Below are 21794 nucleotides of genomic sequence, written 5' to 3' on the forward strand. Positions count from 1 at the left end.
TTCACGCGCCGTCTCCGTCCTGGCCGGCCGACTCGGCCGGCGGCTCAGTCGTCTTCCGCTCCCCGGCGGCGGGGCCGTCCGAGGACTCCGCGGGCCCGTCCGAGGACTCGGCCGTCCCGTCCGAAGGCCCGTTCGGCTCGTCCTTCGGCCCGTCGTGGGCCGGCACCGGGTTGTGCCAGGGCGCGTCGGAGGACCGGGTCCGGGACGGCGCGGTCCGCGCGGGGCCGGACTCCGGGGCAGCGGCGTCCGCACCGGCCTCCGCCTGGCTCACCGAGCCGTCGGACACCGACCTGGTCCGACGCGGACGGTCCGCCCGCACCGGCGGCGCGGCGGCACCTTCAACAGCGGCACCCTCGACGGCAGCACCTTCAACAGCGGCACCTTCGACGGCAGCGCCCTCGACCGCGGCCCCCTCGGCAGCGGCCCCCGGGGCCGGAGCGGCGGCCGCCTGGCTCGCCGACCCGTCGGAGACCGTCCTGGTCCGGCGCGGACGGTCCGCCCGCACCGCGGCAGCGCCCTCGGCCCCGGCCGTGCCTTCAGCCCCGGCCACGCCCTCGGCACCCGCCGCACCGGCGGCACCGGCCGCGCCCGCGGCGGCCCGCGGCGTCCGGGCCGCGCCGGCGGCCCTGGCACCCCGGGCGGGACGCTCGGCCACCGGCGGCAGGGTGCCCTTGAGCGGCCCCCACTCGTTCGGGTCCGGCACCCCGGCCGGCTGCATCTTGCGCCGCGCCGGCCCGTCGCCCTCGGACTCGCCCGGCTCCTTGGCGCCCGGCCAGGCCTTGGCGACCCGCGCCGCGAGCACGAACTCCTTGCGCAGCGGGTGCCCCTCGAAGCCGTCCGGCAGCAGCAGGGTGACCAGGTGGGGGTGCCCGGGGAAGTCGATGCCGAACATCTCGTGCGTCTCGCGCTCGTGCCAGGCGGCCCCGGCGTACACGGCGACGGCGGTCGGCAGCGCGGCACCGGCGCGCGGCACCCGGGTGCGCACCGCCAGGTGGCGCACCCCGGGGGCGTCGACGGCGGCGAGGTGGGCGACCACCGAGAAGCCCTCGGCGAGCTCGTCGACGGCGCTGAGCCAGTCGAAGAAGGTCAGGCCGAGGGTGTCCCGGGCCGCGGTGAGCGCCTCGATCCAGTGCTCGGCGGGCACGTCGACGGTGATCAGCCCGTATGCCTCGGCGCCGGTCGCCCACTCCCCGACCGACGCCGCGTACTGCTCGGCCGTGGTCACGAGACCCCTCCCTCGACGGTGCCGGCGCCTCCGGTCGTACCGGTACCGGTGCCGGTGCCGGCATCGCCCCCGCTGCTCGCGGCGGCCTCGGGCCCGGGCACCGGCGGACGCCGCAGCGCCGCGGCGGGCGCGGTGTAGCGGCCGGGCAGCGACTCGGCGGCGATCTTCTCCTGGAGCTTGAGGATGCCCTGGAGCAGCGCTTCGGGCCGCGGCGGGCAGCCGGGCACGTAGACGTCGACCGGGATGATCTGGTCGACGCCCTTGGTGACGGAGTAGGAGTCCCAGTACGGGCCGCCGGAGTTGGAGCAGGCGCCGAAGGAGATGACGTACTTCGGCTCGGGCATCTGCTCGTAGAGGCGCTTCACGGCGGGCGCCATCTTGTCGGTCACCGTCCCCGAGACGATCATCAGATCGGCCTGCCGGGGACCCGGCGCGAACGGAATGACACCCATCCGGATGAAGTCGTGCTTGGCCATCGACGCCGCGATGAACTCGATCGCGCAGCAGGCGAGGCCGAAGTTGAAGCACCAGAGGCTGTAGCGCCGCCCCCAGTTGAGCACCACCTTGACCGGGTCCGGCGCGAGCCGGGCCAGCGGGCCGATGCGCCGCTCCGCGGCGGCACCGGGGCTGGAAGGGTCCGGCACGCCCAGCGGAACCGGACCGCCGGCGGCGCCGTGCCCGTGCGAGTGCCCCTGCGAGTGGCTGTGCGTCACGTCCATTCGAGAACGCCCTTCTTCCAGGCGTAGAGCAGGCCGACCGCGAGGAAGCCGATGAAGACGAACATCTCGACCAGCGTCCCGGCGCCGTACCCGGCGGAGGCGAAGACGGTCGCCCACGGGAACAGGTAGATCGCGTCGACCGCGAAGATCACGTACAGGAAGGCGTAGACGTAGTAGCGGACCTGGGTGTGTGCCCAGTCCTCCCCCACCGGGTCCACGCCGCACTCGTAGGCGAGGAGCTTCTCCGGCGAGTACACCACCGGCCGGAGCAGCCGGTTGGCGGTGAACGCCACCGTCACGAAGAGCACGCCGACGACGGCGAGCAGGCCCATCGCGGCGTACGCGTCGAAGTAGCCGCTGCCGGCCGCCGGGTCGGCCGCGACCGCAGCCGCCTGCTGCCCCACCATGCCTCGCCTCCACATCGGCCGCGGAACCCGCCCTCGGGGCGGTTCTACGACGTTCCTTTACACGCTCATAACCATCGCCAGTGCGTGAGTCTAAGTGCACCGCCCCCGTGCCCGGCATCCTGCCCGGTCCGCAAGACATCCGATGGACGGCCGGTGGACATCCGGCGACACGTGGCGGTCACCCCGCCGTCACCCGGGCGCCCGGAACCGGGGTGGGGATAACCCCCGGCCGGGGAGACGGATCACCCCCATGGCCCCGCCCGCCCCCGACCGGCGAAGCTAGGGGCTCAGCTCGACCGAGAGGGACGGAAGACCGAGATGAAGCCAAAGGACCGCCACGCCGGGGACACCGGCGCGCAGACGCCGCCCGCCGGACGCACCCCGCTGTACGGCGCGCGGATGTGGCGGCAGGTCGGGCAGCTGCTGCTGAACCTGCCGCTCGGCATCGCGGGCTTCGTCTTCACGATCGTGACCCTGTCGGTCGGCCTCGCCCTGTCCGTCACCGTGATCGGGCTGCCGCTGCTCGCCGCCGGCCTGGCCGGCTGCCGGGGGATGGGCGGCTTCGCCCGCGGCCGGGCCCGGGCCCTGTACGGCTCCGGGGTGCACGAGCCGGAGCCGGTGCCGCGCCGGCCGGGCGTCACCGGCTTCGCGATCGCCCACCTGACCGACTCGCTCTCCTGGCGCTCGGCGCTCTACCACGTGCTGATGCTGCCGTGGGGGATCCTGAGCTTCGCCGTGACCCTGGTCTTCGTCCTGATCGGCTGGCCGGCCCTGCCCTGGGTGGTCCGCGCCGAGTCGGCGGTGGACCGGATGCTGGTCGAGGTCCTGCTCACCCCGGGCGCGCTCTCCGAGCGGGTACGCGAACTGGAGGACGACCGCGGCACCGTCGTCGACACCGCCGCCGCCGACCTGCGCCGGATCGAGCGCGACCTGCACGACGGCGCCCAGGCCCGGCTGGTGGCGCTGGCGATGGACCTCGGCATGGCCAAGGAGCGGCTGCGGGAGCCCGAGACCCCGCAGGACGTGGCCGCCGCCGCGAAGATGGTGGACAACGCCCACGGCGAGGTGAAGCTGGCCCTCCAGGAGCTGCGGGACCTCGCCCGGGGCATCCACCCGGCGGTGCTGACCGACCGCGGCCTGGACGCGGCGCTCTCCTCGGTGGCCGCACGCTGCACGGTGCCGGAGGGGGTCAAGGTGCACGTCGACCTGAAGGCCCCGGACGGCGGCACCGGCCGGCCGGACTCCGCGGTGGAGGGCATCGCCTACTTCACCGTGAGCGAGCTGCTGACCAATATCTCGAAGCACTCCGGCGCCCGCTCCGCCACCGTGGACGTCTGGCGGGCCGGCGACCAGCTGATGCTGCTGGTCCAGGACAACGGCAAGGGCGGCGCGGCCCCCTACCCGGGCAGCGGCCTGGCCGGGCTGGCCGAGCGGGTGCGGGCGGTGGACGGGGTGTTCCTGGTGGAGAGCCCGGAGGGCGGCCCGACCTCGGTGACGGTCGAGCTCCCCTGGCACACCCGCGCCGCCCGTCGCTGACGGCTCCCTGGGCCCGGACGGCGGGCGCCCCGCGAACCCTTGCGCGGTGTGCGGGGCGCCCGGCCGTCCGGGGGCTGGAGGCGCGCGCTAGGGCGTCGCCAGGGTGCCGAGGGTGACCTCGGCGGTGGTGCTCCTGCCGTCCCGGCTGTAGGTCACGGTGACCTTGCTTCCCGGCGCGAGCGAGGCCAGGGCGGTGGTGAGCGAGTTCAGCGAGTCGACCGGGGTGTCCCCGATCCTGGTGATCACGTCCCCGGGCTGGAGGCCGGCCGAGGCGGCCGGACCGCCGTCCACGACGGCGACCACGACGGCACCGGCCGGGCGGTAGTTCTGGTCGAAGTAGGTCCGGGCGGTGATGCCGAGCGCGGCCCGGCCGGAGTTGGTGACCTTGCCGTCCTTGATCAGCTGATCGGCGATGCTGGTCACGGTGGACGCCGGGATGGCGAAGCCGATGCCGGGGGCGGCGGCGCCGTTGGCCTCCGGCTCGGTGGCGGCGAGCGTGTTGATCCCGATCACCTGACTGTCCAGGTTGACCAGGGCGCCGCCGCTGTTGCCGGGGTTGATGGCGGCCGAGGTCTGCACCATGTTGCCGATCACGGCGCCCGGCGAGCCCTCGGTGCGCGGCTCGGCGACGGTCCGGCCGGTGGCCGAGACGATGCCCTGGGTGACACTGCTGGAGAGTCCGAGCGGGCTGCCCATGGCGAGGGTGATCTGGCCCAGCTCGACCTTGGTGGAGTCCCCGAAGGCGGCCGGCCTGAGTCCGCCCGGCGGGTTGCTCAGCCGGATCACCGCGAGGTCGGAGTCCGGGTAGCCGGCGACCAGGGTGGCGTCCAGCGGCTTGGTGCTGCCGGCCAGGGTGACCGTGAAGCTGGTGGCGGTGCCGACCACGTGGGCGTTGGTGACGATGTCGCCCTTGTCGTCGTAGACGATCCCGGAGCCGAGGCCGGTCGCGGTGGTGATCTGCACCACCGAGGGCAGGACGTCCTTGATCACCTTCTGGTAGTCGGACTGGAGCTGGTTGCCGCCGCCCGGCTGGGCGGCGGCGCTGCCGGAGGCCCGGGCGGAGGGGGTCGCGGACCCGGCCGCCCCCGAGGAGGTGAACGAGGAGGAGGACGACGAGGACGAGCCGCTGCTGCACCCGGCCGCCACGAGCGCGGTCAGCACCGCGACGGCGGCGGGCGCGAGCACCCTCCGGTCGAAGGCCTTCGGCCCGGTCGGGCGCGGTCCGGCCGGAATCGGACGGGTGGGCTCCTTCTTGCGGTTCACCGGTGACGCCTCCGGATTCCTCGGCACACGGCCGCACGGGGCCGATCGGACAGGGCGCAGAGATCTTTGTCAGCATTTCACCGAAATGTCCGAATGCCTGGCTCCGACTCGCCCGCGGCACCGGTACGAAACCCGCACACCCTAGGATTCGGCCATGACTTGGTTGATCACCGGCGGTGCCGGATACATCGGCGGGCACGTCGTGCAGCAGCTCCTCGACGCGGGCGAGCGCGTGGCCGTACTGGACGACCTGAGCACCGGTGACCGGGCCCGGCTGCCGAAGGAGGTCGTCCTGGTCGAGGGGTCGACCCTGGACCGGACCGCGCTGGACGCGGCCATCCGCGACCACGGGGTGGAGGGCGTGCTCCACTTCGCCGCCAAGAAGCAGGTCGGCGAGTCGGTCGAGCAGCCCTTCCTGTACTACCGGGAGAACATGATCGGCCTCCAGACCGTGCTGGAGGCCGCGGCCGAGGGCGGCGTCAAGCGCTTCCTGTTCTCCTCCTCCGCCGCCGTCTACGGCATGCCGGACGTCGACCTGGTCACCGAGTCGACCCCGTGCGCGCCGATGAGCCCCTACGGCGAGACCAAGCTGGCCGGCGAGTGGCTGGTCGCCGCGGCCGGCAAGGCCCACGGCATGTCCACCGTCGCGCTGCGCTACTTCAACGTGGCCGGCGCCGCCTCCCCGGAGCTCTCCGACGCCGGCGTCTTCAACCTGATCCCGATGGTCTTCGAGCGGCTCACCGCCGGCCGGGCCCCGCTGGTGTTCGGCGACGACTACCCGACGCCGGACGGCACCTGCGTCCGCGACTTCATCCACGTCTCCGACATCGCCTCGGCGCACGTGGCCGCGGCGAAGCGACTGGCCGCCGACCCGGCCGGGGAGACCTCCCTGGTGCTCAACATCGGCCGCGGCGAGGGCGTCAGCGTGCGGGAGATGCTGGACGTGATCGGCAAGGTCACCGGCTACGACACCACGCCGGAGATCACCCCCCGCCGCGCCGGCGACCCGGCCCGGGTGGTGGCCTCGGCCGACCTGATCCACCGCGAGCTGGACTGGACCGCCCGGCACGAGGTCGAGGACATGGTCGCCTCGGCCTGGGAGGGCTGGTGCAGCCGCCACCCGGAGGCCCGCAAGTAGTCCGCACCCGACCGCGGGCGCGGCGGAGGCCCTGGCCCCCGCCGCGTCCGGGTCAGTGCGAGGGCACCGCCGTGCCGTAGAAGGCGTCCAGCGCGTACACGCAGCGGTCCTTGCTGCCGACGAACACCTTGCCGCCGACCGCGACCGGCGAGCCGGTCAGCTCGCCCTTGGTGCCGAGTTCCCAGCGCAGCTGACCGCTGGCCAGGTCCAGGGTGTGCAGCGAGTGGTCCCGGCTGCCGAGGTGGACCAGCCCGTCGGCGACCGCCGGGGAGCCGACGATCTCGCCCCGCGCCGTGTAGCGCCAGCGCTCCCGGCCGCCGGCCGCCTCGAGGGCGTACAGCACCTCGCCGCTGCCGACCAGCACCATGCCGTCGCCCACCACCACCGGCTCGGCGCCCTGCCGGGTGCCGGTGGCCGCGCGCCAGCGGTCCCGGCCGGTGGCGGCGTCCAGCGCGTACACGGTGCCCAGGTAGTCGGCCACGTAGACCGCGTCGGCGTCCAGCGCCGGCGGGGTGAACAGCACCACCGGGGCCTCGAACCGCCAGCGCTCGGCACCGCTCGCCGCGTCCAGCGCGTACACCCTGGTTCCGGCCGTCACGTAGAGCACGCCGGCCCGCTCGACCGGGCGGGACGGCACGTCCTCGCCGACCGGGACCGACCAGCGCAGGCCGGAGCCGCGCGGATCCACGCAGCGCAGCCGGCCGCCGCCGTAGTAGTAGGCCGAACCGGCCACCAGGGCGGGCCCCGACTGCGGGTTCTCGTAGTCCTGCTGGGCGTCGTCGGCCCGCCACAGCTCGGCACCGGTGACCGCCGAGCGCAGCTGGACGCCGCCGCCCCGGACACCGCAGCAGAGCACGCCGTCGGCCGCGTCCAGCGCGTACACCCAGCCGTCCAGCGAGTGCCGCCAGCGCTCGGTGCCGTCCGCGACGTCGACCGTGTAGAGGTGGGGGCCGTCGGCCGCGTGCACCCGCCCGGCGTCCACGGCCAGGGCCCAGGCGACGTCCCGGGTCTTGTAGCGGCGCTGCCCGGACGCGATGTCCAGGGCGTGCACCTCGAAGCTGGAGACGAACAGGGTGCCGTCGGCGACCACGGGGGTGCCCCAGACGTCGTTGGACATCCGGAACCGCCAGGGGCGCCAGCGGGCGGCGCGGGCCGGGGGCGGGGTGATCCGGCGGACCCAGTCCGTCTCGGCGGGCGGCGCACCCGGGCCGGTCTGTTCGGCGCGCGGGCCGGGTCCTATCCGGACCGAGGCCCCGGGCAGCCGGACCTCCGCCTCGTCCTCGCCGGCCGGCCGGCGGTGGCGGCTGGGGGCGGAGATCTTCTCGGTGGCGGCCTCGGTGTCCGGACCGGGCGGCGCGCTGTGCACCGGACCGGCGGACGGCGGCGCGTGCCCGGCCACCTGCCGGGTGCGCGGGTCGTCCACCGCCGGCAGGACGGAGTGCGCCGCCGACCCGTGGCCGACCTGGTGCTGGTGGTGCGGCGGGACCGGCTGCGGCGGCACCTGCTGCGGCGGGACGACCGGCGGCCGCACCACCGGGGGCTGCCGAGCGCGTTGGGCGGCAGCCAGTCCCCGGCCTCGCCGGAGGCGTCGTCCCGGGAGAACAGGTGCGGGGCCAGCTCGACCTGGATCTGCTCCGGGGTCGGCCGGTGCTCGGGGGCCGGCCGCATGCAGGCCCGCACCAGGTCGACCAGCTCGGCCGGCAGGCCGGAGAGGTCGGGCTGCTCGCGCAGCAGCTGGAACACCGTCTCCACCGGGTTGGCGCCCCGGTAGGGCGGATGGCCGGTGGCACAGAAGACCAGCAGCGAGCCGAGCGAGAAGACGTCGCTGGCGCCGGTGACGCCGCGGCTGTCCCTGGCCTGCTCCGGCGACATGTACGCCGGGGTGCCGACCGCGACATTGGTCATGGTGAGCCGGGTGCTGGAGACCCCGGCGGCGATACCGAAGTCGATCACCCGGGGGCCGTCCTCGACCACCAGGACGTTGGACGGCTTGAGGTCGCGGTGCACCAGCCCGGCGGCGTGGATGGACTGCAGCGCCTCGGCGATGCCGGCGACCAGCCAGCGCACCGCCCCGACCGGCAGCGGCCCGCAGTCGGTGACCAGGTCCTCCAGGGACGGCGCCGGCACGTACGCGGTGGCCAGCCAGGGCACCCGGGCGTCCGCGTCGGCGTCGACCACGGCCGCGGTGTAGAAACCGCCGACCGTCTTGGCGGCCGCGATCTCCCGCGCGAACCGGACCCGGAACAGCTCGTCCTCGGCCAGCTCCCCCCGGACGGTCTTGATGGCCACCCGCCGGCCGGACGCGGACCGCGCCAGATAGACCAGGCCCATTCCCCCCGCCCCGAGCCGCCCCAGCACCTCGAAGGGCCCGATCCGCCTCGGATCGTGCGCCGTCAGCTGGTCCACCCGCTGCCACCTCCCCGTATTGAGCACCGCCCGCGTGGTGCCGAGCACCCACCGCGTGGTGCCGGACCCGATTCTCCAATGCCGCCCGGCCCATCACCAACCTCCCCCGCCCAGAGCCCTGTCCGGCCCGCGGGTGGGGCCACGGCCCGGTCAGCGACTCCGGAACGGCCGGATCCTGACGTCTGCTCCGGCCCGGGCTTGCGCCCGACACGCCCGGAGCCACCGTGAGGGGCGACTCACACCCCCGGTTACTTCGTCACGCTCCGTTACTCGATAACCCCTCAGCGAAGGGGTCGTCACCCTGTGGCGTCATCGGTGCACGGGGGGGCGTCATGACGCCCTCCGGAGGCCCGTGAATATCCGTCCGAAGGCCCTGGAGCCCCTATACCAACCCCCGGGCGGAGTAATTGTCACATCACCGAATCGCGCCAAGATCGGGCCACGGTAAGCTGACGGCATGACAGGACAAGTTCGCACCGTCGACGGTCGCGTCGCCGGGCGACGCGGACAGGAGACGCGGCAGAAGCTGCTCGACTGCCTCCGCGAGATGCTCAGCACGTCGCCCTATCGGGACGTCAAGGTCATCGACGTCGCCCGTATGGCGGGTACCTCCCCCGCGACCTTCTACCAGTACTTCCCGGATGTCGAGGGCGCTGTCCTCGAAATCGCCGAGGAAATGGCCAAGGACGCCGACACGCTCAAAGAGCTGGTGGCCGGAAAGTCCTGGGCAGGGAAGTCCGGCACGACCACTTCGGAAGAACTGGTCGACGGATTCCTCGCCTTCTGGCGCAAGAACGACGCCATTCTCCGAGTGGTCACGCTCGGTGCCGCGGAAGGGGACAAGCGGTTCTTCAAGATCCGCATGACCGTCCTCAACGCGGTCGCCAAGCCACTCGCGGAAGCCGTCAAGGAACTCCAGGCGAAGGGCCAGGCAGACAAATCACTGGATCCGGCCGCCGTGGCCGGGTCACTGGTCTCGCTGCTCGCCTCCGCGGCCGAGCACCAGAAGGCCTTCACTTCCTGGGGCGTCAAGGTCAAGGACCTCAAGCCCAACCTCGCTCCCCTGGTGTACCTGGGCGTCACCGGCAAGAAGGCGCCCAAGTAGACCGATCCGCTACGACCCACCCTTCCGCTTCGCGCGCGCCCCGGCCTCCTGTCCGGGGTACGACGGACGGCGGCCGTGTCCTCGGGGGAGGTCCGCCGGCGGTCCGCTGCGCGCCACGACATGCCTGTGGGCGGTCACCCTCGCGAGGGTGACCGCCCACAGGCATGTCGTGCCGCCCTGGGGCCCCTGCGGGGCCTACAGCGGCCCACGGGCGCCCCGAGGGGCCCGGGCAGGGTCGGGCGAGGGCGTCACGGGCAGCGGACGACCTGGCCGGCGTAGGCGAGGCCGCCGCCGAAGCCGAACAGGAGCACCGGGTCGCCGGGCGACAGCTCCCCGCGCTCGACCAGCTTGGAGAAGGCCAGCGGCACCGAGGCCGCCGAGGTGTTGCCGGAGTCCACCACGTCCCGGGCGACCACCGCGTCGGTGACCCCCAGCCGGGACGCGATCGCGTCGATGATGCGCAGATTGGCCTGGTGCGGCACGAAGCCCTTGAGCTCGGACGGGTCGATCCCGGCCCGCTCGCAGGCCTGCCGGGCCAGCGGGGCGATCTGCGTGGTCGCCCAGCGGAACACCGACTGGCCCTGCTGGCTGATCACCGGGTCCCAGCCGGTGATCACCACGGCGTCGCCCCGCTCGGGCTCCGAGCCCCAGACCACCGGGCCGATGCCGGGCTCGGCGCCCTCCTCCTGGGCCTCGACCAGCGCCGCGCCGGCGCCGTCACCGAAGATCACGCAGGTGGACCGGTCGGTCCAGTCGAGGGTGTCCGACATCCGCTCCGCGCCGATCACCAGGGCCTTGGTGGCCGCCCCGGCCCGGATCGCGTGGTCCGCGGTGGCCAGCGCGTAGGAGAAGCCCGAGCAGACCGTGTTGATGTCGTAGGCGGCCGGGGAGCGGATCCCGAGCCGGGCGGCGACGGCGGCGGCCGTGTTGGGGCTGCGCTCCACCGCGGTGCAGGTGGCCACCACGACCAGGTCGACCTCGGCGGCCGAGCGGCCGCTGTTCGCCAGGGCCTTCTGGGCCGCCTCGGTGGCGAGGTCGACGACGGTCTCGTCCTCCGCGATGTGCCGCGTCCGGATGCCGACGCGGCTGCGGATCCACTCGTCGTCGGTGTCGACCAGCTTCGACAGGTCGTCGTTGGTGAGGACCTTGGGGGGCTGGTAGTGGCCGAGTGCCACGATGCGCGAACCGGTCATACTGCCCACTCAACCCGGTTACCCGCTGGTCAGTCGGGCGCGACCGGCTACAGGATCCGCGCCGGGATGCTGTAGGAGGCCGACAAGGACCGTTGCGGCAGGCGGGTCCCGATCGGACGCGCAAAGACAGTCGTGGACGAACGACCGCCCGGTCCGGGCCGCTCAGGCCGCCAGCGAGCCGGCGTCCCCCATCACGATCACCGGACGGGCGGCCGGGTCGAGGGTACGGATCAACTCCGCCATTTTGTCCTCCGGCACCGAGACGCAGCCGTGCGTCGGACCCCCGTGGTCGACGTGGATCCAGATCCCGCCGCCCTTGGTCGAGCCGTTGGGGCGGCGCGGGTCCAGCGGGGAGTTGCCGGGCACCCGGTTGTAGTCGATCGCGACCACGTAGTCGAAGGAGCCGGCCAGCTGCTCGCCGGCGAAGCCCCGGCCGGAGACCACGAAGTTCGAGTCCCGGTCGTACGGGAGCTTGCTGCCCGGGTCGGCCTTGCGGCCGCCGGCGTCGGTGAGCGAGAAGACGCCGATCGGGCTGCGCAGGTCGCCCTCGTTGTGGTCGGTGGTCCAGCCCTTGAAGGCGTTGTGGCCCTGCCAGGTCTCGCCGGCCACCCAGCGGCCCTCACCGGTGCGGGTCCACAGCGTGACGGCGCTCCGGTTGGTGTCCTTGCCCTCGCCGGAGGCCAGCACCACCTGGGTGGTGTCGGCGGGTATCCGGCCGGCGAAGGAGGCGCCGAGGCCCGGGATGGCGGCCACCGAGCCGTCGGTGCGCTCGCTGCGGTCGGCGGCGGGGGTCTCGGTCTGCCGGGCGTCGGCGGCCCGGGCGGCCGGGGCGGCGGTCGGCGAGGGCTGGTCGGCCGCGGGCTGCGCGGCGACGCCCTCGGCGCCGGGGCCGTCGGCACTGGTCACACCGGGCTTGGCGGCATCCTCGCCGACGGTGTACCAGCCGGCGGCGGCCGCCAGCAGCAGGGCGGTGCCGGCGGTGACGGCGCGGCCGGTGCGCTTCTTCCTGGGCTTGCGGCGGTGGCCCCGGGCGGCCGCGCGCGGGCCGGGCGCGGCGGCGGCGCTCCGCTGCTGCGGCAGCGGCACCACCGGCGGCGCCGGGTCCTGCGGCTCGGGCCGGTACTCGTCCGCGTAGCCGTAGCCGTAGCCGTCCTGGTGGGAGCCCTGCTGGACGCCCTGATGGGCATATCCGTCGTACACCGGCTGCTGGTCCGCCGGGAAGGCCGGCTCGGCGGCGTGCGCCTGGAAGGGCCGGTCGTAGACATCGTGGTCGGCGAGACTCCGGTAGCCGTACCCGGGGTCCTGGCCCTCGTACACGGTTCCGTATTCCTGCTGGTGCTCGCCGTACGAGGGCTGCGGCACCTCGTGCACCGGCTCGTACGACGGGTACGGGGAGGTGCGACGGTGACCGGACATGTGGCCGATCCTGCCAAACGGAGGCCGCGTTGGGAAACCCGGGGGCTGTGCGGGCCCGGTGAAGAAGGCGCGCCGCCCGGGCCGCGGGGGCCCGGGCGGCGGAGCGTGCGTCAGAGGCGCATCGCCTGCGGGGTCTCCCGGCGGGCCAGGTCGGGGCCGTCGTACTCGCGGATGACCTCGTAGCGGGTGTTGCGCTCGACCGGGCGGAAGCCGGCGTCCCGGATCAGGCCGAGCAGGTCCTCGCGGCCCAGCTTGTTCGGGGTGCCGAAGTTGTCCGCGTCATGGGTGATCTTGTACTCGACCACCGAGCCGTCCATGTCGTCCGCGCCGTGGCTGAGCGCCAGCTGGGCGGTGGTGACGCCGTGCATCACCCAGAAGACCTTGACGTGCGGCACGTTGTCGAAGAGCAGCCGGGAGACCGCGAAGGTCTTCAGCGCCTCGGCTCCGGTGGCCATCTCGGCGCGCGCCATCAGCTTGTTGCGCACGACGCCGTCCTTGGAGTCGTGGAAGTCGTGCTGGAAGCGCAGCGGGATGAAGACCTGGAAGCCGCCGGTCTCGTCCTGGAGCTCGCGCAGCCGCAGCACGTGGTCCACCCGGTGGCGGGGCTCCTCGATGTGGCCGTACAGCATGGTGGCCGGGGTCTTGAGGCCCTTGCTGTGGGCGAGCCGGTGGATCCGCGACCAGTCCTCCCAGTGGGTGTCGTGGTCGACGATGTGCTGGCGGACCTCCCAGTCGAAGATCTCCGCGCCGCCGCCGGTCAACGACTCCAGACCGGCGTCGATCAGCTCGTCCAGGATCTCGTCGGCGGGCAGGCCGCTGATCCGCTCGAACCAGTGGATCTCGGTGGCGGTGAAGGCCTTGAGCGAGACGTTCGGCAGCGCGGCCTTGAGCTCCCGCAGCGAGCGCGGGTAGTAGCGCCACGGCAGGGTGGGGTGGAGGCCGTTGACGATGTGCAGCTCGGTGAGGGAGTCCACCTCCATCGCCTTGGCGAGGCGGACGGCCTCCTCGATGCGCATCGTGTACGCGTCCTTCTCGCCCGGCTTGCGCTGGAACGAGCAGTACGAGCAGGAGGCGCTGCACACGTTGGTCATGTTGAGGTGGCGGTTGACATTGAAGTGGACGACATCGCCGTTCTTCACCGTGCGCACGTGGTGGGCGAGCCCGCCCAGCCAGGCCAGGTCGTCGCTCTCGTAGAGCGCGATCCCGTCCTCCCGGGTCAGCCGCTCCCCCGCGTAGACCTTCGCCTCCAGCTCGCGCTTGAGCCCTGCGTCCATGCGGTGCCCCGCCTCCTCCGACTTCGAATCGTTGCCGGAACGAGCGTACGCCCCCACCCGCGGCGACTCGCGGGCAGCCGCCCCGCGCGGGTCAGCCGGCCAGGAGTTCCGCGAGCAGCGCGGGCTCGATGTTGCCGCCGCTCACGACGGCCGCTACGGCCTGCCCGCCGGTCTCGGCGGCCCGGTGGAAGTACGCGGCCGGGGCGACCGCGCCGGACGGCTCGGCGACGATCCGCCCGCGCCGGGCCAGCAGTGCGACGGTGGAGCGGATCTCGTCCTCGGTGACGGTGACGATGTCGTCCACGTAGGCGGTGATGTGCTCGTACGGCAGCACGCCCACCGAAGGGGTGCGCAGACCGTCGGCGATGGTCCGGTAGGTGTCGGCGACCGGCCAGCTGATCCGCTCGCCGGCCCGCAGGCTGGCCCGGGCGTCGGCGGCCAGCTCGGGCTCGACGCCGATCACCCGGATCCCGGGGCGGGTCAGCTTGAGCGCGGCGGCCGTGCCGCCGATCAGTCCGCCGCCGCTGACCGGGACGAGCACGGTGTCCAGCTCCGCCGGAGCGTCGTCGGCGATCTCCAGGCCGACCGTGCCCTGCCCCGCGATGATGAACGGATCGTCGTACGGGGGCACCCAGACATAGCCGTGCTGCTCGGCCAGTTCGCCGGGCACCACGTCCCGCTGCTCCGGCGACACCACCAGCACCTCGGCGCCGAACGACCGGGTGGCCTCGATCTTGACCGCCGGCGAGGTGTCCGGCATCACGATCACGGCCTTGATCCCGAGCAGCTGCGCGGCGTACGCCACCGCCTGCGCGTGGTTGCCGCTGGACTGGGCGACCACGCCGCGGGCGCGCTCGTCCTCGCTCAGCGCCGCGAGCCGGTTGTACGCGCCCCGGGTCTTGAACGCCCCGGTCGGCTGGAGGTTCTCCGGCTTCAGCCAGAGCCGGCGCTCGCCGTCCGCCGCCCAGGGCGCGGGGACCAGCGGGGTGCGCACCGCGACCCCCTCGATCCGCCGACGGGCCGCGCGCAGCTCCTCCAGACCGACCAGTGCCATGTCCACCACTCCCCCGTGCGCTCTCGTTCGTCCGGTCCGCCCCGCGGCGGTCACCCGCCGCGGCGACTACTCGCCGCGGCAGCTACTCGCCGCGAACGCCGCTCCCCGCGGCGGTCACTCGCCGTCGGCGAACGGCAGCTCGCTGACCCGGCTCTCCCACTTGGTGGAGAGTACGACGGTGGTCCGGGTCCGGGCCACACCCTTCGTGCCCGAAATCCGCTTCACCACCGACTCCAGGCCCTCGACGTCCGGCACCCGGACCTTGAGCATGTACGAGTCGTCACCGGCGATGAACCAGCAGTCCTCGACCTCGCCCAGGTCCTTCAGCCGGAACGCGACGTCCTCGTGGTCCGCCGCGTCGGTCAGCTGGAGGCCGATCAGGGCCGTCACGCCGAAGCCGAGCGAGGCCGGGTTGACCGTCGCGCGGTAGCCGGTGATCACACCGGCCTGCTCCAGGCGGTTGATCCGGTCCGTGACGCTCGGGCCGGAGAGGCCGACCAGCCGGCCCAGCTCGGCGTAGGACGCGCGGCCGTTCTCCCGGAGCGCCTGGATGAGCTGTCTGTCCACCGTGTCCATATACCGTCCGCGTCCTTCCGAACCTCACCAGACCCACAGATCATTATCCGGATTCAAAGGCGCCGTGCTCGCACCAACCCGGATATCGCAGAGAACATACTCTCCCGTCCTGCGGCTCCTCACTCCCCCTCAGGCCGGACGCTCCGCCGCGCGCGCCGCCCCGCCCAACTCACCCTCCCAGCGCCGGTACAGCGTGTGGGGCACGCCGACGGCGTCCAGGACCCGTCCGGCGACGAAGTCGACCAGCTCCCGGACGGTGGAGCCGCCGGCGTAGAACCCGGGCGAGGCGGGCAGTACCACCGCGCCCTGCGCGTCCAGCTCCACCAAGTGCTTCAACGTCACCCCGTTGAGTGGTGCCTCCCGGACGCAGACGACCAGCGGACGCCGCTCCTTGAGGGTGACGCTGGCCACACGCTGGAGCAGGTCCTTGCTGAGGCCCAACGCGATCCCGGCCACCGCGCCGGTGGTCGCGGGCACCACCAGCATCCCCTTCGCCGGGTAGGAGCCGCTGGACGGACCGGCCGCGAAGTCCCCGGCCGGCCAGTACCGGACGTCCTCCAGGGCGTCCGCCGCCGTCCCCAGCCACAACGCCAGGTCCGCGCGCCAGTGCGCGTCCCGGAAGGCGATACCGGTCTCGTCGAGGATCGTCAGCCGGGCCGCGCGGCTGACCACCAGGTCGACGGACTCGCCGGCGGCGAGGAGGGCTCGGATCACGGACGCGGCGTACGGGGTGCCGGACGCGCCGGAGACCCCGACGATCCAGGGGCGGCGCACGGGCTGCTCAGGCTTTTCCATAGTGCTTCCTTTCTATCCCCACCCCGCCCCGGCCCGCCCTGGGAGGATGGCCGCATGGCCCCGACCCTCGTCGACCTGACCCACCAGGTGACCACCGCGATGCCGGTCTACCCCGGCGATCCGGCCGTCCTCCTGGAGCCCGCCCTCACCACCGCCACCGCCGGGGTGAACGTGCTCGCCGTGCACCTCGGCTCGCAGTCCGGCACCCATGTCGACGCGCCGTACCACGTCGACGTCACCTGGCCGACGCTGGACGGCCTGCCGCTGGAGCGGTTCACCGGCCCGGCCGTGGTGGCCGACCTGCGCGGTCTGGAGCCGCGCGCCGAGGTCACCGCCGAGCAGCTCGCGCCCGCCCTGGAGCTGGCCGGCGAGGGCACCGTCCTGCTGCTCGCCACCGGGTGGGCGCGGCACTGGGGCACCGACGCCTATCTGGCCCACCCGTCCCTGACCGCCCGGGCCGCCGAGGCGATCGTGGCGGCCGGGGTCCGCACGGTCGGGGTGGACGCGCTGAGCGTCGACCCCACCCCCGACCCCGGCCCGGGCGACCCGGCGGTGGCGGCGCTGCTCGCCGACCTCACCGACGAGCACGACCAACCGGCCGCCGAGGAGCCCACGCTGGCGGCCCACCGGGTGCTGCTCGGGGCGCCGGGCGGCGGGGTGATCGCCGAGAACCTGACCGATCTGCGGCCGCTGCTGGCGGCGCAGGAGGCGGGGCGGGCGGTCGAGGTGTCGCTCTTCCCGCTCCGGCTGGTCGCGGCGGACGGGGCTCCGGTCCGGGCGGTGGCCCGATTGGGGTGAACCCCTCGCCGCACTCGGGCACTTGGTCTAGACCATCATTGGCGGGCGGCGGTACGCTGTCCGGCCATGGCAGAGATCATCGGAGTCGTCGAGCAGCTCTGGCGCTACCCCGTGAAATCCACCGGCGGCGAGCGGCTCGACTCCGTCGAGGTGGACGACCGCGGGCTCGCGGGCGACCGCCTCTACGCCGTGCGCGACGGCCAGGGCAAGTTCGGCTCCGGCAAGAACACCCGCCGCTTCCGGCGGATGGACGGCCTGCTGCGCCTCTCCTCCCGGCTCGGCCACCGGCTCGACGGCCCCGAGCTGTTCGACCCGCTCGGGCAGCCGGTCGCCGACCCGACCGCCTTCCTGCGCGCCTACCTCCAGCGCGAGGACGTCGAACTCGCCCGCGAGGACGCCGTCTCCCACTTCGACCAGCTCCCGGTGAGCGTGCTCACCACCGCCACCCTGGACTGGGTCGCCCGGGCCGCGCCGACCGCCGCGGTCGACATCCGCCGCTTCCGCCCGAACATCCTGCTGCGCACCCCGCCCGGCACCCCGCCGTTCAGCGAGGACACCTGGTTCGGCCGGGAGGCCCGGACCGGCGCCCGCTCGGGCGCCCGGCTCGCCTTCGTCCGCGCCAGCGAACGCTGCGCGATGGTCACCGTCGCGCAGCCCGGCCTGCCGCACGCCCCCGAGATCCTCAAGGCCATCGCCCGGTCCCACGACACCCGGCTCGACGCCCTCGCCGAGGTCGCCACCCCGGGACGCCTCACCGTCGGGGACACGCTGACGATCGACTGACCGCCGACCGTCACCCCACCGTCCGTCAATTCACACCCCCGTCTCGCCACTTGACTGACGTACGCCTATCCTGTCTTACTGTCGTAAGACAGGAGAACAACTGGTGATCGAGTTCGTGCTCGACGGCCGCTCACGGGTGGCCACGTACATGCAGCTGGTCCTGCAGGTGAAGCAGGCGCTGCGGGTCGGACTCGCGCAACCGGGGGACCGGCTCCCCAAGGTGCGCGACGTGGCCCAGGCGCTGGCGATCAACCCCAACACCGTGCTCAAGGCCTACCGGGAGCTGGAGCTGGAAGGGCTCGCCGAGGGCCGGCCCGGCGTGGGGACGTTCCTCGTCCGCACCCTGGCCGGACCCGCCCTGGCCCACCAGGCCGAACTGCGGGCGGAGTTGGTGGCCTGGCTGCACCGCGCGCAGGCCGCCGGACTCACCCGCGAGGACATCACCGCACTCGTCGACACCACCCTGCGAGCCACCCCGGACCGGCCGCCCACCGACGGCGCCGCACCGGCCTGAACGTCATCCTGGGGGAGACAACATGACGGAAGTCGCTCTGCACACCGAGGCGTTGGGCAAGCGCTACGGGCAGACCTGGGCACTCCAGGACTGCTCGCTGGAGCTCCCGGCCGGGCGGATCGCCGCCCTGGTCGGGCCCAACGGCGCCGGCAAGTCCACCCTGCTCCACCTCGCCGTCGGCCTGCTCCGGCCCGACACCGGACAGGTCCGGGTCTTCGGACGGGACCCGCGCGAGGACCCCGACGCCCGGGCCGACCTCGGCTTCGTCGCCCAGGACACCCCGCTCTACCCCGACTTCACCGCCACCGAGCTGATCACCATGGGCCGGCGGCTCAACCCCCGCGGCTGGGACGACTCGATCGCCCGCGACCGGCTCACCCGGCTCGGCCTCCCGCTGGACAAGCGCGTCGGCCGGCTCTCCGGCGGCCAGCGCGCCCAGGTCGCACTGGCGCTGGCGCTGGCCAAACGGCCCCGGCTGCTCCTGCTCGACGAGCCGGTGGCGGCGCTGGACCCGCTCGCCCGGCACGAGTTCATGCAGGCCCTGATGGGTGCCGTGGGCGAGTACGGCACGACCGTCCTGCTCTCCTCCCATCTGCTGAACGACCTGGAACGGGTCTGCGACCACCTGGTGCTGCTGCACACCTCGCAGGTCCGGCTCTCCGCCCCGGTGGACGATCTGCTCGCCTCGCACTGCCGGCTGGTCGGCCCCCGGATCCCCGACGGCGCCGCCGTGCCCGGGGTGGCCGAGGTGGTCCGGGCCAGTCACACCGAACGGCAGTCCACCCTGCTCGTCCGCACCGACGGCCCGGTCGACGAGAGCCGCTGGACCGTGCACGAGGTCACCCTGGAGGACCTCGTCCTCGCCCATCTCGGTGCCTCGGCGGGCCCCACCGCCGGCCCGACCGCCGGCCCGTCCGCCGGTCCTACCGCCTCGGAGGTGGCCGCATGATCTGGCTGACCTGGCGCCAGCACCGCAAGCAGGCCCTGTGGACGGCCGCGGCGCTCCTCGCGCTCGCCGCCGTCCTGGTCCCCACCGGCCTGGCCATGCGCTCCTCCTTCCAGGACTCCGGCCTCGGCGCCTGCCTGCGCGCACTGGGCCACGCCGAACTCGTCGACAACGGCGGCTGCGAGGCGCTGAGCGAGCGCTTCCGGAACAAGTACGACTCGACCGCCTACCTGGCCGTGCTCCTGGTCCTGCTGCCGGTCCTCGCCGGCGTCTTCCTCGGCGCCCCGCTGGTCGCCCGGGAGGTCGAGAACGGCACCCACCGGCTGGTCTGGACCCAGGGCATCAGCCGCCGGCGCTGGATCCTCACCAAGTTCGGCCTGGTCGGCGCGGTCACCCTGGTCCTGTCCGTCGGCTACGCGCTCGGCGCCGCCTGGTGGCTGCGGCCGCTCGCCGACAACGGCCTCGGCCGCTTCCGCTACCTGGTCTTCGACGTCCAGGGCATCGCGCCGATCGGGTACACGCTGTTCGCGGTCGCGCTCGGCATCCTGGCCGGCACCCTCGCCCGCCGGGTGCTGCCCGCGATGGGCATCTCGCTCGCGGCGTTCATCGCCGTCCGCGCCCTGGTCGAGCTGTTCGCCCGCCCGCACTTCCTGCCGGCCAGGACGCTCACCTACGCGATCGACAGCCCGCTGATGGCCAACCGCTTCGCCGGCTCCTGGATCTACCAGGAGGGCGTCCGCAACGGCACCGGCGCCCTCGTCCTCCCCGACGGCCGGATCGGCTGCGCCCCCGAGACCGGCGACAGCGCCGGGTGCCTGGCCCGGATCGCCCAGGACTACGGCCCCGCCCCGCTCACCAACTGGCAGGAGTACCAGCCGGCCGACCGCTTCTGGACCTTCCAGTCGATCGAGACCGGGATCTTCCTCGCCCTGACCGTCCTGCTGGTCACCGTCGCCGTCCGCCGGGTCCGCCGGATCTCCTGAGACCGGGGCGGGCCGGGCACGGGGCCGGCCCGCCCCCTTCCCGGCCCGCCGCAACAGCACGATCAGCGGCGGTCCGGGAGCAGGCACACCGGGTGGCCGGCCGGATCGGCGTAGACCCGCCACCCGCCGGCGTCCTGGAGCAGGGTCGCCCCGAGGGCCCGGACGGCGGGGTCGGCGGTGGCGAGATCGGGCACGTCGACGTCCAGATGGGCCTGCTGCGGGTGCTCCGGGTCCGGCCAGCGGGGCGGGCGGTACCCGGCGACCCGCTGGAAGCAGAGCACCCGGCCGTCGGGGGTGTGCAGGGTGGACCAGTCCGCGCCCAGCGACCAGCGCGGATCCGGGCGGTCCACCTCGCCGCCGAGCAGCCCGGCGTAGAACCGGGCCAGCACGGCCGGGTCCGGACAGTCGAGCACGAGGCACTGCAACCGGCCGATCATCGGGGCTCCTTCGGAAGGGTTCGGGGTCGGCGGCCGCGGGCTCCGGTGGCCGTGCTGGACAAGCCGACCGAAGATCGTAACCATGCTCGGATGACCACTCCGGACGAATCCGTGCACGCTCGCCTCGACCGGCTGCGCCGCGACCGCGGGCTGCTCACTCCCGCCGAACTGCTCGACCTCGCCGAGTACGGGGTCACGGTGCTCGACCCGTTCTCGGCGATCGTCTCCCGGCAGGTGAAGCTCGGACCCGACAATGTGCTCCACCCCGGTGTCGTCGTCGAGTGCGACGAGCAGAGCCGCTGCGTACTCGGCCCTGGCAACCTGCTGTACGGCGGCACCCGGATCAGCGCCGCCGACGGGGGCAGCATCACCATCGGCGCCCGCTCGCAGATCGGCGACGGCGGCACCCGGATCATCGCCGGGGCCCACGAGAGCATCGAGATCGGTGACGAGGTCCGGCTCATGGACGGCGTCGAGGTCACCGGCGACAGCCTGCTCGGCAGCGGCTCGCAGATCCTCGGCCGGATCTCGGCCCACTCGGTCGAACTCGGCGCCGGCCGACCGCACACCTTCCCGGACCCGGACGGCCGCGGCGGCGTCATCAAGGGGTACGGCCGGGCCACGGGAGCCCTGGTCCGGTCGGGCGACGTGCTCTGGAACATCGGCCACGAGATCGGCCACACGACGACCGAGCGGCAGCGCCTCTACCACCTGGAGGCCCCGCGGCTCGCCCCCGAGCCCACGCTGGAACGCCTGACGGCCGAACACGCGGGCGCCGTGCTCGCGTTCGAGCAGGAGAACCGGGACTTCTTCCGCTACTCGGTGCCCGACCGCGGGGACGAGTACTTCACCCCCGACGGCTTCGCCGAGCGGCACCGGGCCCTGCTCGACGAACAGACCTACGGCCGCAGCCACTTCCACGTCCTCGTCAACGGCTGGGGCCGGATCGTCGGCCGGGTGAACCTGGTGAGCGTCGCCGGCGGCAGCGCCGAGATCGGCTACCGGATCGCCGAGGCCGACGCCCAGCAGGGCCTGGGCCGGGCAGCCGTCGAGGAGGTCTGCCGACTGGCCTCCGCCTCCTACGGGTTGAGCGAGCTCACCGCCGTGAGCTCGCTGGACAACGAGGCCTCCCGCGCCCTGCTCGCCCGCACCGGATTCACCGAGGTCGGCGAGCGGCGCGTCGACGGCGAGAAGGTCATGACCTACCGCCGGGCCCTCTGAACGGC

The 21794-nt window shown here is 73.7% G+C and carries 22 protein-coding genes; 9 read left to right on the forward strand and 13 right to left on the reverse strand.

The features are described from left to right. Position 1: 1 nt before the first annotated feature. The 3 genes from VR45_RS01800 to VR45_RS01810 are packed head-to-tail and all read right to left on the reverse strand — an operon-like array spanning position 2 to position 2351. Positions 2-1225: an NADH-quinone oxidoreductase subunit C gene (locus tag VR45_RS01800; protein WP_045937875.1), complete on the reverse strand. Its 1224-nt coding sequence runs from the start codon at positions 1223-1225 to the stop codon at positions 2-4. Continuing rightward, a complete protein-coding gene (locus tag VR45_RS01805; protein WP_063772392.1) occupies positions 1222-1944 on the reverse strand; it encodes an NADH-quinone oxidoreductase subunit B in 723 nt (240 codons plus the stop codon). Before VR45_RS01805 ends, VR45_RS01800 begins: the two co-directional genes overlap by 4 nt. Beyond that, positions 1935-2351: an NADH-quinone oxidoreductase subunit A gene (locus tag VR45_RS01810; RefSeq protein WP_045937876.1), complete on the reverse strand. Its 417-nt coding sequence runs from the start codon at positions 2349-2351 to the stop codon at positions 1935-1937. Before VR45_RS01810 ends, VR45_RS01805 begins: the two co-directional genes overlap by 10 nt. 399 nt (positions 2352-2750) lie before the next feature. Here VR45_RS01810 and VR45_RS01815 point away from each other — a divergent pair, with 399 nt between their 5' ends. Further along, on the forward strand, positions 2751-3887 hold the full coding sequence (locus VR45_RS01815) for a sensor domain-containing protein (protein WP_045937904.1): 1137 nt from the start codon (positions 2751-2753) through the stop codon (positions 3885-3887). Between the two features lie 87 nt (positions 3888-3974). Here the strand turns inward: VR45_RS01815 and VR45_RS01820 are convergent, their stop codons facing one another. Beyond that, on the reverse strand, positions 3975-5072 hold the full coding sequence (locus VR45_RS01820; protein WP_045937905.1) for a trypsin-like peptidase domain-containing protein: 1098 nt from the start codon (positions 5070-5072) through the stop codon (positions 3975-3977). Between the two features lie 232 nt (positions 5073-5304). Between VR45_RS01820 and galE the strand changes: the two genes are divergently transcribed. Beyond that, complete coding sequence (gene galE / locus VR45_RS01825; RefSeq protein WP_045937877.1) at positions 5305-6288, forward strand: UDP-glucose 4-epimerase GalE; 984 nt, start codon at positions 5305-5307, stop codon at positions 6286-6288. A gap of 52 nt (positions 6289-6340) precedes the next feature. Here the strand turns inward: galE and VR45_RS48245 are convergent, their stop codons facing one another. After that, complete coding sequence (locus VR45_RS48245) at positions 6341-7405, reverse strand: PQQ-binding-like beta-propeller repeat protein (protein ID WP_234325798.1); 1065 nt, start codon at positions 7403-7405, stop codon at positions 6341-6343. A 119-nt stretch (positions 7406-7524) separates the two neighbouring features. Beyond that, positions 7525-8742 (reverse strand): serine/threonine-protein kinase, encoded by a 1218-nt coding sequence (locus VR45_RS48250; RefSeq protein WP_234325795.1) that lies wholly within the window; start codon positions 8740-8742, stop codon positions 7525-7527. A 409-nt stretch (positions 8743-9151) separates the two neighbouring features. On the opposite strand from VR45_RS48250, the gene VR45_RS01835 reads away from it, so the two are divergent. Beyond that, positions 9152-9799 (forward strand): TetR family transcriptional regulator, encoded by a 648-nt coding sequence (locus tag VR45_RS01835; protein WP_030393842.1) that lies wholly within the window; start codon positions 9152-9154, stop codon positions 9797-9799. 248 nt (positions 9800-10047) lie between these two features. Here the strand turns inward: VR45_RS01835 and VR45_RS01840 are convergent, their stop codons facing one another. The 6 genes from VR45_RS01840 to VR45_RS01865 form a co-directional block, all read right to left on the reverse strand. Beyond that, positions 10048-10992 carry a beta-ketoacyl-ACP synthase III gene (locus VR45_RS01840; RefSeq protein ID WP_045937878.1) on the reverse strand — a complete coding sequence of 315 codons (945 nt, stop codon included), beginning with the start codon at positions 10990-10992 and terminating at the stop codon, positions 10048-10050. A gap of 162 nt (positions 10993-11154) precedes the next feature. Continuing rightward, positions 11155-11898: a L,D-transpeptidase family protein gene (locus VR45_RS48255; RefSeq protein ID WP_234325799.1), complete on the reverse strand. Its 744-nt coding sequence runs from the start codon at positions 11896-11898 to the stop codon at positions 11155-11157. A gap of 620 nt (positions 11899-12518) precedes the next feature. Beyond that, on the reverse strand, positions 12519-13682 hold the full coding sequence (gene mqnE / locus VR45_RS01850) for an aminofutalosine synthase MqnE (RefSeq protein ID WP_045937879.1): 1164 nt from the start codon (positions 13680-13682) through the stop codon (positions 12519-12521). Between the two features lie 91 nt (positions 13683-13773). Then, on the reverse strand, positions 13774-14736 hold the full coding sequence (locus tag VR45_RS01855) for a threonine/serine dehydratase (protein ID WP_045937907.1): 963 nt from the start codon (positions 14734-14736) through the stop codon (positions 13774-13776). A 114-nt stretch (positions 14737-14850) separates the two neighbouring features. Further along, complete coding sequence (locus tag VR45_RS01860) at positions 14851-15312, reverse strand: Lrp/AsnC family transcriptional regulator (RefSeq protein WP_030393837.1); 462 nt, start codon at positions 15310-15312, stop codon at positions 14851-14853. Between the two features lie 129 nt (positions 15313-15441). After that, complete coding sequence (locus VR45_RS01865) at positions 15442-16107, reverse strand: UbiX family flavin prenyltransferase (RefSeq protein ID WP_045937880.1); 666 nt, start codon at positions 16105-16107, stop codon at positions 15442-15444. Between the two features lie 54 nt (positions 16108-16161). Between VR45_RS01865 and VR45_RS01870 the strand changes: the two genes are divergently transcribed. The 5 genes from VR45_RS01870 to VR45_RS01890 all read left to right on the forward strand — a co-directional run bounded on the left by VR45_RS01870 (position 16162) and on the right by VR45_RS01890 (position 20131). Beyond that, positions 16162-16905, forward strand: coding sequence for a cyclase family protein (locus VR45_RS01870; RefSeq protein ID WP_045937881.1), 744 nt, complete (start codon positions 16162-16164; stop codon positions 16903-16905). A gap of 66 nt (positions 16906-16971) precedes the next feature. Continuing rightward, positions 16972-17688: an MOSC N-terminal beta barrel domain-containing protein gene (locus VR45_RS01875; protein ID WP_045937882.1), complete on the forward strand. Its 717-nt coding sequence runs from the start codon at positions 16972-16974 to the stop codon at positions 17686-17688. 103 nt (positions 17689-17791) lie between these two features. Continuing rightward, positions 17792-18202: a GntR family transcriptional regulator gene (locus VR45_RS01880; RefSeq protein WP_045937883.1), complete on the forward strand. Its 411-nt coding sequence runs from the start codon at positions 17792-17794 to the stop codon at positions 18200-18202. A 22-nt stretch (positions 18203-18224) separates the two neighbouring features. Next, positions 18225-19151 carry an ABC transporter ATP-binding protein gene (locus VR45_RS01885; RefSeq protein WP_045937884.1) on the forward strand — a complete coding sequence of 309 codons (927 nt, stop codon included), beginning with the start codon at positions 18225-18227 and terminating at the stop codon, positions 19149-19151. Continuing rightward, the gene (locus VR45_RS01890) at positions 19148-20131 is read left to right on the forward strand and encodes an ABC transporter permease subunit (protein ID WP_045937885.1); all 984 of its coding nucleotides are present in this window, start codon (positions 19148-19150) and stop codon (positions 20129-20131) included. The genes VR45_RS01885 and VR45_RS01890 overlap by 4 nt, the downstream gene beginning before the upstream one ends. A 62-nt stretch (positions 20132-20193) precedes the next feature. Here the strand turns inward: VR45_RS01890 and VR45_RS01895 are convergent, their stop codons facing one another. Next, complete coding sequence (locus VR45_RS01895; protein WP_045937886.1) at positions 20194-20568, reverse strand: VOC family protein; 375 nt, start codon at positions 20566-20568, stop codon at positions 20194-20196. Positions 20569-20658: 90 nt separating this feature from the next. Here VR45_RS01895 and VR45_RS50420 point away from each other — a divergent pair, with 90 nt between their 5' ends. Then, the gene (locus tag VR45_RS50420; RefSeq protein WP_353612654.1) at positions 20659-21789 is read left to right on the forward strand and encodes a GNAT family N-acetyltransferase; all 1131 of its coding nucleotides are present in this window, start codon (positions 20659-20661) and stop codon (positions 21787-21789) included. The last annotated feature ends 5 nt before the right edge of the window (positions 21790-21794 follow it).

The organism is Streptomyces sp. NRRL S-495 (assembly GCF_000966955.1).
GTDB lineage: Bacteria > Actinomycetota > Actinomycetes > Streptomycetales > Streptomycetaceae > Kitasatospora > Kitasatospora purpeofusca.

What these genes read in the sequence shown, in the direction of transcription:
- VR45_RS01835 (WP_030393842.1), top strand. Translation starts at nt 9,152, where the DNA reads ATGACAGGACAAGTTCGCACCGTCGACGGTCGCGTCGCCGGGCGACGC.
- VR45_RS01890 (WP_045937885.1), top strand. Translation starts at nt 19,148, where the DNA reads ATGATCTGGCTGACCTGGCGCCAGCACCGCAAGCAGGCCCTGTGGACG.
- mqnE (WP_045937879.1), bottom strand. Translation starts at nt 13,682, where the DNA reads ATGGACGCAGGGCTCAAGCGCGAGCTGGAGGCGAAGGTCTACGCGGGG.
- VR45_RS48245 (WP_234325798.1), bottom strand. Translation starts at nt 7,405, where the DNA reads ATGTCCAACGACGTCTGGGGCACCCCCGTGGTCGCCGACGGCACCCTG.
- VR45_RS01870 (WP_045937881.1), top strand. Translation starts at nt 16,162, where the DNA reads ATGGCCCCGACCCTCGTCGACCTGACCCACCAGGTGACCACCGCGATG.
- VR45_RS50420 (WP_353612654.1), top strand. Translation starts at nt 20,659, where the DNA reads ATGACCACTCCGGACGAATCCGTGCACGCTCGCCTCGACCGGCTGCGC.
- VR45_RS01815 (WP_045937904.1), top strand. Translation starts at nt 2,751, where the DNA reads ATGTGGCGGCAGGTCGGGCAGCTGCTGCTGAACCTGCCGCTCGGCATC.
- VR45_RS01885 (WP_045937884.1), top strand. Translation starts at nt 18,225, where the DNA reads ATGACGGAAGTCGCTCTGCACACCGAGGCGTTGGGCAAGCGCTACGGG.
- VR45_RS01805 (WP_063772392.1), bottom strand. Translation starts at nt 1,944, where the DNA reads ATGGACGTGACGCACAGCCACTCGCAGGGGCACTCGCACGGGCACGGC.
- VR45_RS01855 (WP_045937907.1), bottom strand. Translation starts at nt 14,736, where the DNA reads ATGGCACTGGTCGGTCTGGAGGAGCTGCGCGCGGCCCGTCGGCGGATC.
- VR45_RS01865 (WP_045937880.1), bottom strand. Translation starts at nt 16,107, where the DNA reads ATGGAAAAGCCTGAGCAGCCCGTGCGCCGCCCCTGGATCGTCGGGGTC.
- VR45_RS01860 (WP_030393837.1), bottom strand. Translation starts at nt 15,312, where the DNA reads ATGGACACGGTGGACAGACAGCTCATCCAGGCGCTCCGGGAGAACGGC.
- VR45_RS01840 (WP_045937878.1), bottom strand. Translation starts at nt 10,992, where the DNA reads ATGACCGGTTCGCGCATCGTGGCACTCGGCCACTACCAGCCCCCCAAG.
- VR45_RS01810 (WP_045937876.1), bottom strand. Translation starts at nt 2,351, where the DNA reads ATGGTGGGGCAGCAGGCGGCTGCGGTCGCGGCCGACCCGGCGGCCGGC.
- VR45_RS01895 (WP_045937886.1), bottom strand. Translation starts at nt 20,568, where the DNA reads ATGATCGGCCGGTTGCAGTGCCTCGTGCTCGACTGTCCGGACCCGGCC.
- galE (WP_045937877.1), top strand. Translation starts at nt 5,305, where the DNA reads ATGACTTGGTTGATCACCGGCGGTGCCGGATACATCGGCGGGCACGTC.
- VR45_RS01875 (WP_045937882.1), top strand. Translation starts at nt 16,972, where the DNA reads ATGGCAGAGATCATCGGAGTCGTCGAGCAGCTCTGGCGCTACCCCGTG.